Below are 12,523 nucleotides of genomic sequence, written 5' to 3'. Positions count from 1 at the left end.
CGCCTCCGTGCTCGACGACGAGGTCGTCTGGCCCGAGGATGCCATCGAGGTCGGGCGCATTGTCGATGCCTGGGGGATCAAGGGCGGCATCAAGGTGCTACCTTTCTCCAGCGATCCCCAGGCGCTGTTCTCGTCGCGCCGCTGGTTCCTGCGGCCGCCCGAGAAGCCCCTGGGGCCGAAGGCGGCCACGCCGCCGCCGACGCTGCTGCGCATCACGAACGCCCGCGAGCAGGGTGACGTGATCGTGGCCACCGCTCAGGATGTCGCAGACCGCAACGCCGCCGAGGCCCTGCGGGGCTGCAGCGTGTTCGTGTCGCGCGCCAGCTTTCCCACTGCCGACGCCGACGAGTATTACTGGGTCGACCTGATCGGGTTGGCTGTCGTCAATCGCGAAGGGCAGGCGCTGGGCAATGTGGCCGACCTGCTGGATACGGGGGCGCACAGCGTGCTGCGCGTCACCCAGGTCGAGACGGATGCCCAGGGCCAGTTGCTGGAACGCGAGCGGCTCATTCCCTTCGTCGCGGCCTACATCGACGCGGTGAGCCTGGAGCAGCGTCGCATCACGGTCGACTGGGGTCTCGATTTCTGAGGCTGACAGGCGCCTCCTGCCCATGCGTTTCGACGTTCTGACGCTGTTCCCGGAACTGTTCGCGCCATTCCGGGCCGTCGGCGTGACACGCCGAGCCTTCGAGAGCGGCGGCATCGACCTGAAGCTCTGGCAGCCGCGTGACTTTGCCGACAATGCCTACCGCCGCGTCGATGACCGGCCCTACGGCGGCGGCCCCGGCATGGTGATGCTGGTCGAGCCGCTGGAGCGCGCCTTGGCCGCGGTGCGCGAGGATCAGGCCGCTGCAGGAGCCGCTCGCACGTCGGTCCTGCTGTTCAGCCCGGCCGGCGCGCCGCTCACGCAGAGGCGCGTCGAAGCGCTGGCGTCCGAGGCAGGCGCGGTCTTGGTGTGCGGTCGCTACGAAGGTATCGACCAGCGCTTCATCGACCGCCATGTCGACGAGGAATTGAGCCTCGGTGATTTCGTGTTGTCGGGCGGCGAACTGCCGGCCCTGGCCCTGGTCGATGCCGTGGCGCGCCTGCAGCCCGGCGTGCTGAACGACCAGACCTCGCACCAGCAAGACAGTTTCTCCGACGGCCTGCTGGACTGCCCGCACTACAGCCGCCCGGAGCATCTGGGAGATGCCGCCGCGGACGGCGTGCCGGCAACGCTGATGTCCGGCCACCATGCCGAGATCGCCCGCTGGCGGCGCGAGCGGCAGTTGGAGCTGACGGCCAGGCGCCGCCCCGATCTGATCGCCGCCGCCCGCGCCCAGGGGCGGCTGACGAAGGCGGACGAACGCTACCTGCAGTCGCTGCCGGGACTTGGCCTATAATCTGCGGCTTTTCGATCCTCTACCTGGCCATTCAGAACAGCTCCCTTCCCAGGGAACGCGGCGCGGGCATGATCACTTGGAGAACCCATGGACCTGATCCAAACCCTCGAGCAGGAAGAGATTGCTCGCCTGAACAAGACCATTCCGGCCTTCGCGCCGGGCGACACGGTGATCGTCAGCGTCAACGTCGTCGAAGGCACGCGCAAGCGCCTGCAGGCCTACGAAGGCGTGGTCATCGCCAAGCGCAACCGCGGCCTGAACAGCTCGTTCATCGTGCGCAAGATCTCCAGCGGCGAAGGCGTCGAGCGGACCTTCCAGCTCTACAGCCCGCTGATCGCGTCGATCGAAGTCAAGCGCCGTGGCGACGTGCGCCGTGCCAAGCTGTACTACCTGCGCCAGCGCAGCGGCAAGTCGGCACGCATCAAGGAGAAGCTCGCCTGACTTTCGGTCAGCTGCGAGTGCAGAGCGTTGCGAGTTTTCGACGCGACCCGGCGCAGCCGGCCGCGTCAAAAACGGCCTCACCAAGAGCCGCCCTCCGGGCGGCTTTTTCATTCCCGAACGCCTAAGCTCGCACTTCCATGCAACGCATTCCCATCATCGATCCCAGGGCCGTGCCGGTGGTCGGGCGCGATTCGCACCTGGCTGCCGTGCCGCTCGAGCGCATCCTGCCGGCGGCGCTGCGGCAGCGCTTCCTCGCGCCGCCCGCGTGGCAGGTCGAGTTCCCGGGCGATGGGCGGTTGATCGACCGCGAGCCCGCCCACGCCTCGGTGCTGGTGCCGCTCGTGGTACGCGACGACGGTCCGGCGGTGCTGCTGACGCAGCGCACCGACCATCTGACCGATCACGCCGGCCAGATCAGCTTTCCCGGCGGCCGTGCCGAGTTGGAGGACGCCGATGCGATCGCAACGGCCTTGCGCGAGACCGAGGAAGAGGTCGGCCTGCCGCGTCGGCACATCGAGGTGATCGGCACGCTGCCGACCTACACCACGGTCACCAACTTCGTCGTCACGCCGGTCGTTGCCTTGGTCGAGCCCGGCTTCACGGCAAAGCCTGATCCCTTCGAGGTGGCCGAGGTGTTCGAGGTGCCGCTCGCCTTCCTGATGGACCCTGCGCACCATCAGCGCCACCTGTTCGAAGGCCCGGGCGGCCAGAGGTCGTTCTACTCGATGCCGTGGTACCCGACCCCCGAGTCGCCGGGCTATTTCATCTGGGGCGCGACCGCCGCGATGCTGCGCAACTTCTACCGCTTCCTCAGCGCCTGACGACGCGGCGACTTGCCGTCGTCCGCGTCTTGCAAGGCGGGCGCCTCGGTATCATCGACCCATGAGTTTCTTCGCGGTCTTGCTGGCCCTCGTCATCGAGCAACTTCATCCCCTGCCACGCAGCAACGGCATCCACGACGCGATGGTGGTGTGGATCCGGTGGACCGGCCGCAACTTCGATGCCGGGCGCGATCACCATTCCTGGGTCGTCTGGATCATCACCGTGGTGCTGCCCGCGCTGCTGGTGTTCGTCGTGCATGTCGCGCTGGCGCATTTCAGCGTGCTGCTGGCGCTGGTGTGGGACGTGCTGGTGCTCTACCTCACGCTCGGTTTCCGGCAGTTCAGCCACTACTTCACCGACATTCGCGACGCGCTGGAGCGAGGCGACGAGATCGAGGCTCGTCGGCTGCTGGCCGAGTGGCGGCAGCTCGACGCCAGCGACCTGCCGCGCACCGAACTGCTGCGGCACGTGATCGAGCATTCGCTGGTGGCGGCACATCGCCACGTGTTCGGCGTGTTCTTCTGGTTCGTGCTGCTGTCCACGCTCGGGCTCGGCCCGGCGGGTGCGGTGCTGTACCGCCTGGCGGAGTTCTCGAGCCGCTACTGGGCCTTCCGCAGCCGCACGGTGGGCGTACCGATCAACGAGCGCCTGATGCAGCGATCGCAGCAGCTGTTCGCGTGGATCGACCACCTGCCGGCACGTCTCACGGCCTTCGGCTTCGCGGTGGTCGGCGATTTCGAGGCCGCGATCGAATGCTGGCGACGCGACGCCGGGCTGTGGCGCTCGCGGAACGACGGCACCATCCTGGCGGCGGCGGCCGGTGCGGTCGGCGTGCGCCTGGGCGGCAGCGCGCCGCCGCCGTTGCAGACCGACCAGTCCAAGGACTTCGCCACCGGCGCCAACCGGCAGGACACGGATGCAGTGGGCTCGACGCCTGGGCTCGCACCGGAACTCGGCCACCTTCGCAGCGTGGTGGGCCTGGTATGGCGCTCCGTGGTGCTGTGGATGCTGCTGCTGGCGTTGCTGAGCCTGGCCAACCTGATCGGCTGAGGCGTGTCGGCTGGTGGCCTCGTCAGGCCATTGGCGACTGCTTGATGAACGCTTCCACGTCGTCGAGCACCGGCGCCAGGAAGCGCAGTGGGCGTGCGAGCGCGCCCGCCAGTGTCACGTGATTCACCCGCTCGTAGAGATGCCGGCTGACTTTCGTTCCGTGTGACTCGAGGCGACGTGCGAGCTGAATAGTGTTGCGCTGCGGGTCGACCAGCGAGTCCTTCGCGGCCGCGCCGAGAAAGCTGCGGATCGCGGCGCGATCGGCATACCGGATCGGCTGAGACTCGGGTGGAACCTCGGGGTGATGGAACACCGGGCGCACGTCGGGGTTGACGATCGGGATGAAGTCGTAGGGCCCGGCCAGGCCGATCCAGCCGGCCAGCTGCCGCGGAGTGCGGTGCTCGGCAGCCAGCCAGCGCGGATCGAGCGCCAGCATCGCGGCGTTGTAGGCCCCGGCGCTGTGACCCATCACGAAGACCTGGTGCGCATCGCCACCCCATCCCCTGGCCTCGCGCAGCGTCCAGGCCAGGGCTTGAGCGCAGTCGCGCAGGAAGTCGGGGTAGCTGACCTGCGGATAGAGGCGGTAGTCGGCGACGACGGTCTGCACGCCTCGCGAGGCGAGCGCCTCGCCGACGAAGCGGTAATCGGCCCGCTCGCCCTTGTTCCAGGAGCCGCCGTAGAAGAACAGGGCGACCGGATGGCCCGCGCCGGGCGCCGCGCGGGTCGGCGTGTAGATGTCGAGACGCTGCCGCGGGTCCGCGCCGTAGGGCAGGTCGGCCTTCAGCGTGTAGGTATCCGAGTCAGCCAGAGCATTGAGTACACGCGTCGGCGCACAGGCGGTCAGGCCCAGCGCCAGGCCGGTCAGGCCGCCGGTCCGCAGCAGCGTACGTCGCGAGTTCATTCGCAGAGGTACGCGCGTCGCCAGCGCCTGGATGCGGACCGGGTCAGCTGCCGAGCCGTGCGCGATGCCGTGCGATCTGGAATCGCACCTGCGCCGGCGCGGTGCCGCCCAGCACCTGGCGCGCATCGAGCGAGCCGCGCAGCGTCAGCGCGGCATGGACGTCGTCGGTGATCGCCGGATGGAAGGCCTGCAGGGCCGGCAACGGCAGCTCGCTCAGGTCGCGGCCCTGGGCGATCGCGGTCTTGACCGCATGGGCGACCACCTCGTGGGCATCGCGGAACGGCAGGCCCTTCTTCACCAGGTAGTCGGCCAGGTCGGTTGCCGTCGCGTAGCCCTTCAGCGCGGCGCGTTCCATCGCCTCGGGCTTGACGCTGATGCCACCCACCAACTCGGCGAAGATGCGCAGCGTGTCCTTCAAGGTGTCCACCGTGTCGAACAGCGGCTCCTTGTCTTCCTGGTTGTCCTTGTTGTAGGCCAGCGGCTGGCCCTTCATCAGCGTGATCAGCGCCATCAGGTGGCCGACGACGCGGCCGGTCTTGCCGCGTGCCAGTTCGGGCACGTCGGGGTTCTTCTTCTGCGGCATGATCGACGAACCGGTGCAGAAGCGATCGGCCAGGTCGATGAAGCCGAAGCTCTGGCTCATCCACAGGATCAGCTCTTCACTCAGCCGCGACACGTGCACCATGCAGAGCGAGGCGGCGGCGGTGAACTCGATCGCGAAGTCGCGATCGCTCACCGCGTCGAGCGAGTTCTGGCACACGCCTTCGAAACCCAGCGTGCGGGCGACGCGCTCGCGGTCGAGTGGGTAGCTGGTGCCGGCGAGCGCGGCGGCGCCGAGCGGCAGCCGGTTGACGCGCCGGCGCACGTCGAGCAGGCGCTCGGCATCGCGGGCGAACATCTCTACATAGGCCAGCAGGTGGTGCCCGAAGCTCACCGGCTGGGCCACCTGCAGGTGCGTGAAGCCCGGCAGGATGACTTCGGCATTCGGCTCGGCCACGTCGACCAGCGCACGCTGCAGCGCCGTGAGCAAGGCGCCGATCGCGTCGATCTCGCCGCGCAGCCACAGGCGCACGTCGGTCGCGACCTGGTCGTTGCGCGAGCGCCCGGTGTGAAGCCGCTTGCCGGCGTCGCCGACCAACTGGGTCAGCCGCGCCTCGATATTGAGGTGGACGTCCTCGAGGTCGAGCTTCCACTCGAACGTCCCTGATTCGATCTCGGCCACGACCTGTGCCATGCCGCGGACGATGGCGGCGTGGTCCTCGGCCGTCAGGATGCCCTGTGCCGCCAGCATATCGGCATGGGCGAGCGAGCCGTCGATGTCGGCTCGCCACAGGCGCTGGTCGAAGTCGACGCTGGCGGTATAGCGCTTCACCAGCTCGCTCATTGGTTCAGAGAACAGCGCCGACCAGGCCTGGGATTTCTTGTCGAGTTGGTTGTCGTTGCTCATGGCCGGACCCGCCGGGCGGTGCTTGCTGCGGGTCGTGCAGGTTGTGGACAATCGATTGTAGGAGCCCGCCCCTCGTGATCCCCCCGACGCCTACCGCCCATCCTGCCACCCGATCCGACGGTGGCGAGATCGTCGCGGCGGTCGACACCGCCCTGTTGAGCACCGGTTTCGGGGCGCTGGGCCCCGACAGCGGCCGTGATCCCGGCCGGCCTGCGGCCGCGCCCGAGCGCTCGGCTTTCGATGTCTGCCATGTCGGCGTGGTGTTGCGTGCGCTGCTGTTCGTGCATGGCGTGCTGGCGTTGGGCACGGCGTTCAGCGTCGGCGAGATCGCGCAGTGGGGCCTGCAGTTCGCCATCGCGTCCGGGGTCGCGATGCCGGCGCTGATGTGGTGGTTGCTGACGGCCTGCCTGGCGCGGCGCTGGCTGGCGCGGCGATCGGTGGCGCTGCAATGGATGCTGGCCACGCTGTGGGGTGGCGTGTGCAGTGCCGCGGCCTGGTGGTTGTGGAGCTGGATGCAGTGGTCCAACCCCCGGGCGGTCGATGGCCTGCACGCGGCCGCCGGGGCCGCCACCGGGGCTGCGATGGCCGCCGCGTTCTTTCAATGGCTGCGACAGCGCGCGCGGCTGGAGCAGCCGGCCGCGACGCGGGCCCGGCTGGCCGAGTTGCAGTCGCGCATCCGGCCGCACTTCCTGTTCAATACGCTGAACACGGCGATCGCGCTGGTTCGCGTCGACCCGTCCCGCGCGGAAGCCGTGCTGGAGGACCTGGCAGAGCTGTTTCGGGTCGCGCTGAGCGACGCCGGCAGCCAGGCTGCGGCGACCTTGCGCGACGAGGTCGAACTGGCGCGCCGCTACTTGGCGATCGAGCAGATCCGCTTCGGCGATCGGCTGCAGGTGCGGTGGGAGATCGATCCCGCGGGCGATGCGGCCCGATTGCCGCCATTGCTGCTGCAGCCGCTGGTCGAGAACGCGGTGAAGCACGGCGTCGAGCCGGCCGCTTCCGGCGGCCTGTTGCGCGTGAGAACACGGGTGCGGCGCGGCCAGGTTGAGATCCTGGTGGCCAACAGCGTGCCCCAGCAGGCCTCGGTGCCGGGGCACGGCATCGCGCTGCGCAACGTGCACGAGCGCCTGCGCCTGATGCACGACGTGGCGGCACATTTCCAGGCCGGGCGCGACGGCGACGTGTACCGCGTGCAGATCACCGTGCCGCTATGAACATCCCCGCGGAGCCCCTGCGTGTGCTGATCGTCGACGACGAGCCGCTGGCGCGCATGCGGCTCGCGCAACTGGTGCGGGAAGTGTCCGCGGGTGGCGACCCGGCCGCCGAGGTTGCGGGCGAATTGGGCCAGGCGCAGGCGGCGCTCGATTGGCTGGCGCGGCAGGACGCCGACGTGCTGCTGCTCGATATCCAGATGCCCGGGCTCGACGGCACGGCCTTGGCCGCCCGGCTGCAGGCCCTGCCGCGTCCGCCAGCGGTCGTGTTCGTGACGGCTCACGCCGAGCATGCGCTCCGCGCCTTCGAACTGGAGGCGACCGACTACCTGACCAAGCCGGTGCGGCGCGAGCGGTTGCAGTCGGCGCTCGTTCGGGTGGCGCGACGCTCGGCAGCACGGGGGGCCGCGGCGACGGTGCTACCAGTGATCGTGGTCAGCGAGCGGGGACGGTTGGTTCGTGTGCCGGTGGCTGACGTGCTGTACCTCAAGGCGGAGCTGAAGTACGTGACGCTGCGCACTGCGACGCACACCTACGTGCTGGACGACGCGCTGAGCGAGATCGAACAGCGGCTCGGCGACAGCTTCCTGCGCGTGCACCGCAATGCGATCGTCGCCAAGGCCGCGGTCAGCGCGCTTGAGCGCCGCGCCAGCGAGGAGGAGGGCGCCGAAGGCTGGGCCGTGCGCGTCGGATCCTCCGGCGAGTGGCTCGCCGTGTCGCGGCGCCAGGTCGGTGCGGTGCGCGAGGCGTTGACGGCCAGCGGTCTGTAGCGCGACGCAAGCCGGGCGGCTGCGGCAAGGGCGCCACGGATAATCGGTGCAATGCATCCATCCGCCTTGCTCGACCTCGCCAGTGAACTGCTGCGAACCGTTCTGAAGCTCGACGCGCCGGCCGACGGCGTGGTGTCGGCCTACTTTCGCGAGCACCGCAGCCTGGGCCATCGGGAGCGTCATGCGCTGGCCGAGACCGTGTACGCGGTGCTGCGCCGGCGCCTGCTGTTCCAGCACCTAGCGCAATCCGGGCAGGGGCCGATGGAGCGGCGCCTGGTCCTGCTGGGCTGGCAGGGCGGCGACGGCATCCTGCAGGCCCACGCGTCGCCGCCGGAGCGCGAATGGTTGGCGCGAGCGCGGGCGACCGACGTCGACACCTTGCCCGAGAAACTGCGCCACAACCTGCCGGACTGGCTGGCGACGCCGCTCAAGGGCGCGCTGGGCGAGTCCGAATTCTGGGCACTGGCGGCCAGCCTCAACGCTGCTGCGCCGCTCGATCTGCGCGTGAATGCCTTGCATGCCAAGCGCGAGGACGTGGCGGCAGCCCTGGCCGAGGCCGGCATCGAGGCCAGCGCCACGCCGCATTCGCCCTGGGGGCTGCGGATCCAGGGCAAGCCGGCATTGAACAAGCTCGAACTCTTCAAGCGCGGCGACGTGGAGGTGCAGGACGAGGGCAGTCAGTTGCTCGCGCTGTTGACCGAGGCGCGGCGCGGCGAGATGGTGGTCGACTTCTGCGCAGGCGCGGGAGGCAAGACGCTGGCGCTCGGTGCGATGATGCGCAACACGGGCCGCCTCTATGCCTTCGACGTGTCCGGACATCGGCTCGATGCGCTGAAGCCGCGCTTGGCCCGCAGTGGCCTGTCCAATGTGTACCCGGTGCAGATTGCCCACGAGCGCGACGACCGCATCAAGCGCCTCGCGGGCAAGATCGATCGCGTGCTGGTCGACGCGCCCTGTTCCGGGCTGGGCACGCTGCGTCGCAACCCCGATCTGAAGTGGCGCCAGTCGCCGAAGGCTATAGAGGAACTGCGCGTCAAGCAGGCGGCGATTCTGGCCAGTGCGGCTCGGCTGCTCAAGCCGGGTGGCCGTCTGGTCTATGCCACCTGCAGCCTGTTGGCCAGCGAGAACGAGGTCATCGCCGAGGCGTTCACGGCCGCGCATCCGGACTTCGAAGCGCTGTCCGCCCGCTGGGTGCTGGAACACAGCAAGGTCAGCGATGCGGAGACGCTGGTGCAAGGAAGCTGCTTGCGTCTTTGGCCTCATCGGCACGCAACAGATGGCTTCTTTGCGGCAATTTGGCGGAAAAAATAGAGAAATGCCATTGGAACAGTCGCCGCAGAACTTGCTCCAAGGCAAACAGCCTCGGGAAAGTCCGTAGTTTCCCCGGGCCTTTCAGCAAGCCGACATTTACAATGCGGCGGCAATTCAAAGGATGGCGATGGAACTGGTTTCGACGATGTGGGATGGTGCGATCAACGGCTTGGCCCACGGGTGGCTGCATGCGACTTGGTGGCAGGTGCTGCTGTGCACTCTCGTGTTCACGCACGTCACCATCGCCGCAGTGACGATCTACTTGCACCGCTCGCAGGCCCATCGCGCGCTGGATCTCCACCCGGCCGTGGCGCATTTCTTCCGCCTCTGGCTGTGGCTGAGCACCGGCATGGTCACCAAGGAATGGGTCGCGATCCACCGCAAGCATCACGCCAAGTGCGAGACCGAAGACGACCCGCACAGCCCGCAGACGCGCGGCATCAAGAAGGTGCTGCTCGAGGGGGCGGAGCTCTACCGTGCCGAGGCCAAGAACGCCGAGACCCTCAGCAAGTTCAGTCACGGCACGCCCGACGACTGGATCGAGCGCAACCTCTACACCCGCTACAGCTGGCAGGGCGTGGGGTTGATGCTGCTGGTGAACGTGTTCCTGTTCGGCGCGGCCGGCGTGGCCGTCTGGGCCGTGCAGATGATGTGGATCCCGATCAACGCGGCCGGCATCATCAACGGCCTCGGACACTTCTGGGGCTACCGCAACTTCGAGGCTCCCGATGCCTCGACGAACGTGTCGCCCTGGGGTGTGATCATCGGCGGGGAGGAACTGCACAACAACCACCACACCTACCCGACCTCGGCGAAGTTCTCGATCAAGCCCTACGAGTTCGACATCGGCTGGGTCTATATCTCGGTGCTAGTCAAGTGCGGTCTGGCCTCGGTGCGCAAGACGGCGCCGAAGCTGGCGCTCGGCACGATCCGGCCGGTGGCCGACAGCCAGACGCTCGAGGCGATCATCGCCCACCGTTATGAGTTGATGGCGGGCTACGGCCGTGAACTGAAGGCGGCCTGTCGCGTCGAGCTGGCGCGCCTGAAGGCCGAAGGCCAGCAGCATTCGCCGAAGTGGAACCAGCTCCATCTGGCGCATCGCTGGCTGCACCGTGACGACGATCGCATCCCGCAGGCCGTGCGTCTGCAGGTGGAAACGGCCCGCGCGGAACACCCGGTGCTCGACAAGCTCGTCACGATGCGAGAAGAGCTGCGGCAGCTGTGGACGCGCACCAATGTGTCGGCCGAACAACTCGTCGCCGATCTTCAGGCGTGGTGCAAGAAGGCTGAGGAGAGCGGCATAGCCGCCCTGCAGGAGTTCGCGCTGCGGCTGCGTTCCGCGCACGCCTGACCGGCGAATCTCGGGTGGAACGAAACAAGGCGCCTGCGGGCGCCTTTTTCATGGGCGGCGTGTGGCAAACGAGGGATCGGCGGGCGACAAAAAGCCCGCCGGGCCAGGCGGCCGGGCGGGCTTCATCGCGACACCGCGAAGCAGAAGCCCTACTTCAGCTTCACTTCCTTGTAGGCGACGTGCTTGCGCGCCTTCGGGTCGAACTTCATCAGCTCCATCTTCTCGGGATGCAGCTTCTTGTTCTTGTCGGTCGTGTAGAAGTGACCGGTGCCGGCCGTCGACTCCAGCTTGATCTTTTCGCGTCCACCTTTTGCCATGATCAGCTCCCGGGGTTCAGAGTTCGCCCTTGGCACGCAGGTCGGAGACGACCTGTTCGATGCCGACCTTGTCGATGAGCCGCAGTGCCGCGTTGGTCACGCGCAGGCGCACCCAGCGGTTCTCGGTCTCGAGCCAGAAGCGGCGGTACTGCAGGTTCGGCAGGAAGCGACGCTTGGTTTTATTGTTGGCGTGGGAGACGTTGTTCCCCACCATCGGGCCTTTGCCCGTGACTTGACAGACGCGCGCCATGACGCTTCTCCGTTCGATGTGATGCAACACAGTGCGCAGAGCAGGTGAGGTGACTGGCAACCCGCCTGATACGTACCCTTCCGGGCCTGCAGCCCGCGCAGCGCGGGCCCAAGGCACCGGGCCCTGTTCGGCAAAGACTGCAATTATAGCCAGAACTCTGCCGGCCTCGACGATCCCAGGCCGTCGAGCGGACGATCAGCCCTGTTCGAGGAAGCGCTGGGCGTCCAGTGCGGCCATGCAGCCAGTGCCGGCGCTGGTGATGGCCTGGCGGTAGATGTGGTCCTGCACGTCGCCGGCTGCGAACACGCCGGGCACGCTGGTCATCGTGGCGAAGCCGTTCAGTCCGGTGCGGGTGATGATGTAGCCGTCCTTCATCTCCAGCTGGCCCTGGAAGATCTCGGTGTTCGGCCGGTGGCCGATGGCGATGAAGCAGCCCTTGAGCATCAGGTCCTGCGTCTCGCCGGTCTGGGTGTTCTTCAGGCGCACGCCGGTCACGCCGCTGCTGTCGCCGAGCACCTCGTCGAGCACGTGGAAGAGTTTGAGCTCGATCTTGCCAGCCTCGACCTTCTCCATCAGCTTGTCCACCAGGATGGCTTCGGCCTTGAACTTGTCGCGCCGGTGCACCAGCGTGACCTTGCTGGCGATGTTCGACAGGTAGAGCGCCTCCTCGACGGCCGTGTTGCCCCCGCCGATCACGCAGACCTCCTGGTCGCGGTAGAAGAAGCCGTCGCACGTGGCGCAGCCGCTGACGCCGCGGCCCATGAAGGCCTCCTCGGACGGCAGGCCCAGGTACATGGCCGAGGCACCCGTCGCCAGGATCAGCGCATCGCATGTGTAGCGGCCCGAGTCCCCGGTGAGCGTGAAGGGTCGCTTGGAGAAATCGACTGCATTGATGTGGTCGAACACGACCTGCGTCTTGAAGCGCTCGGCATGCTCCAGGAAGCGCTGCATCAGCTCCGGGCCCTGCACGCCGTGCACGTCGGCGGGCCAGTTGTCCACCTCGGTGGTGGTCATCAATTGCCCGCCCTGGGCCATGCCGGTGATCAGAACCGGCTCCAGGTTGGCGCGGGCCGCGTAGACGGCGGCCGTGTAACCGGCCGGACCGGAGCCGAGAATCAGGACGCGGGCATGCAGGGGAGTGCTCATGGCGAGGGGCTCGAAGGCAGGTGAAGACGTTGTTGGGGGGCCAAATCGGCGACGATCCGTGTTGGTAAGCGCTGACCGTCGGTTAGAGTTCGCATCGGTAAGATTTCACAGCCCGGGGCTGGCT

The 12,523-nt window shown here is 67.8% G+C and carries 14 protein-coding genes; 9 read left to right on the top strand and 5 right to left on the bottom strand.

What is annotated here, in order from left to right; translation table 11 throughout:
- Positions 1-7: 7 nt before the first annotated feature.
- The 5 genes from rimM (at position 8) to C1M51_RS02630 (ending at position 3,695) form a co-directional block, all read left to right on the top strand.
- Positions 8-589, top strand: a complete 582-nt coding sequence (gene rimM / locus C1M51_RS02650) for a ribosome maturation factor RimM (RefSeq protein ID WP_129452069.1) — start codon at positions 8-10, stop codon at positions 587-589.
- Between the two features lie 22 nt (positions 590-611).
- Positions 612-1,382 (top strand): tRNA (guanosine(37)-N1)-methyltransferase TrmD, encoded by a 771-nt coding sequence (trmD, locus tag C1M51_RS02645; protein ID WP_129448097.1) that lies wholly within the window; start codon positions 612-614, stop codon positions 1,380-1,382.
- Between the two features lie 87 nt (positions 1,383-1,469).
- The gene (gene rplS, locus C1M51_RS02640) at positions 1,470-1,823 is read left to right on the top strand and encodes a 50S ribosomal protein L19 (protein WP_011828705.1); all 354 of its coding nucleotides are present in this window, start codon (positions 1,470-1,472) and stop codon (positions 1,821-1,823) included.
- Positions 1,824-1,960: 137 nt separating this feature from the next.
- Complete coding sequence (locus C1M51_RS02635) at positions 1,961-2,644, top strand: CoA pyrophosphatase (protein WP_129448096.1); 684 nt, start codon at positions 1,961-1,963, stop codon at positions 2,642-2,644.
- A gap of 61 nt (positions 2,645-2,705) precedes the next feature.
- Positions 2,706-3,695, top strand: a complete 990-nt coding sequence (locus C1M51_RS02630) for a CobD/CbiB family protein (RefSeq protein ID WP_129448095.1) — start codon at positions 2,706-2,708, stop codon at positions 3,693-3,695.
- A gap of 22 nt (positions 3,696-3,717) precedes the next feature.
- Here the strand turns inward: C1M51_RS02630 and C1M51_RS02625 are convergent, their stop codons facing one another.
- Together C1M51_RS02625 and argH are read right to left on the bottom strand one after the other, a co-directional pair.
- Positions 3,718-4,596, bottom strand: a complete 879-nt coding sequence (locus C1M51_RS02625; RefSeq protein ID WP_129448094.1) for an alpha/beta hydrolase — start codon at positions 4,594-4,596, stop codon at positions 3,718-3,720.
- A 43-nt stretch (positions 4,597-4,639) separates the two neighbouring features.
- Positions 4,640-6,043, bottom strand: coding sequence for an argininosuccinate lyase (gene argH / locus C1M51_RS02620; RefSeq protein WP_129448093.1), 1,404 nt, complete (start codon positions 6,041-6,043; stop codon positions 4,640-4,642).
- Positions 6,044-6,117: 74 nt separating this feature from the next.
- Between argH and C1M51_RS02615 the strand changes: the two genes are divergently transcribed.
- The 4 genes from C1M51_RS02615 to C1M51_RS02600 all read left to right on the top strand — a co-directional run bounded on the left by C1M51_RS02615 (position 6,118) and on the right by C1M51_RS02600 (position 10,686).
- Positions 6,118-7,257: a sensor histidine kinase gene (locus C1M51_RS02615; RefSeq protein ID WP_242499951.1), complete on the top strand. Its 1,140-nt coding sequence runs from the start codon at positions 6,118-6,120 to the stop codon at positions 7,255-7,257.
- The gene (locus C1M51_RS02610; protein WP_129448092.1) at positions 7,254-8,024 is read left to right on the top strand and encodes a LytTR family DNA-binding domain-containing protein; all 771 of its coding nucleotides are present in this window, start codon (positions 7,254-7,256) and stop codon (positions 8,022-8,024) included. Before C1M51_RS02615 ends, C1M51_RS02610 begins: the two co-directional genes overlap by 4 nt.
- Before the next feature lie 51 nt (positions 8,025-8,075).
- The gene (locus C1M51_RS02605; protein ID WP_129448091.1) at positions 8,076-9,335 is read left to right on the top strand and encodes an RsmB/NOP family class I SAM-dependent RNA methyltransferase; all 1,260 of its coding nucleotides are present in this window, start codon (positions 8,076-8,078) and stop codon (positions 9,333-9,335) included.
- Positions 9,336-9,462: 127 nt separating this feature from the next.
- Positions 9,463-10,686 (top strand): acyl-CoA desaturase, encoded by a 1,224-nt coding sequence (locus C1M51_RS02600; RefSeq protein WP_129448090.1) that lies wholly within the window; start codon positions 9,463-9,465, stop codon positions 10,684-10,686.
- A 149-nt stretch (positions 10,687-10,835) separates the two neighbouring features.
- Here C1M51_RS02600 and rpmG read toward each other — a convergent pair whose 3' ends face one another.
- From rpmG to trxB, 3 genes are all read right to left on the bottom strand, one after another.
- On the bottom strand, positions 10,836-11,003 hold the full coding sequence (rpmG, locus tag C1M51_RS02595) for a 50S ribosomal protein L33 (RefSeq protein ID WP_011828714.1): 168 nt from the start codon (positions 11,001-11,003) through the stop codon (positions 10,836-10,838).
- Between the two features lie 16 nt (positions 11,004-11,019).
- Complete coding sequence (gene rpmB, locus C1M51_RS02590) at positions 11,020-11,253, bottom strand: 50S ribosomal protein L28 (protein WP_011828715.1); 234 nt, start codon at positions 11,251-11,253, stop codon at positions 11,020-11,022.
- A gap of 195 nt (positions 11,254-11,448) precedes the next feature.
- Complete coding sequence (trxB, locus tag C1M51_RS02585; RefSeq protein ID WP_129448089.1) at positions 11,449-12,399, bottom strand: thioredoxin-disulfide reductase; 951 nt, start codon at positions 12,397-12,399, stop codon at positions 11,449-11,451.
- Positions 12,400-12,523 lie beyond the last annotated feature (124 nt).

Origin of the sequence: Methylibium sp. Pch-M, from assembly GCF_004136295.1 — a bacterium.
Classification (GTDB): Bacteria; Pseudomonadota; Gammaproteobacteria; order Burkholderiales; family Burkholderiaceae_C; genus Methylibium; species Methylibium petroleiphilum.
Note: the sequence above shows the minus strand (reverse complement) of the source record. Positions and strands in the feature narration are given on the sequence as shown.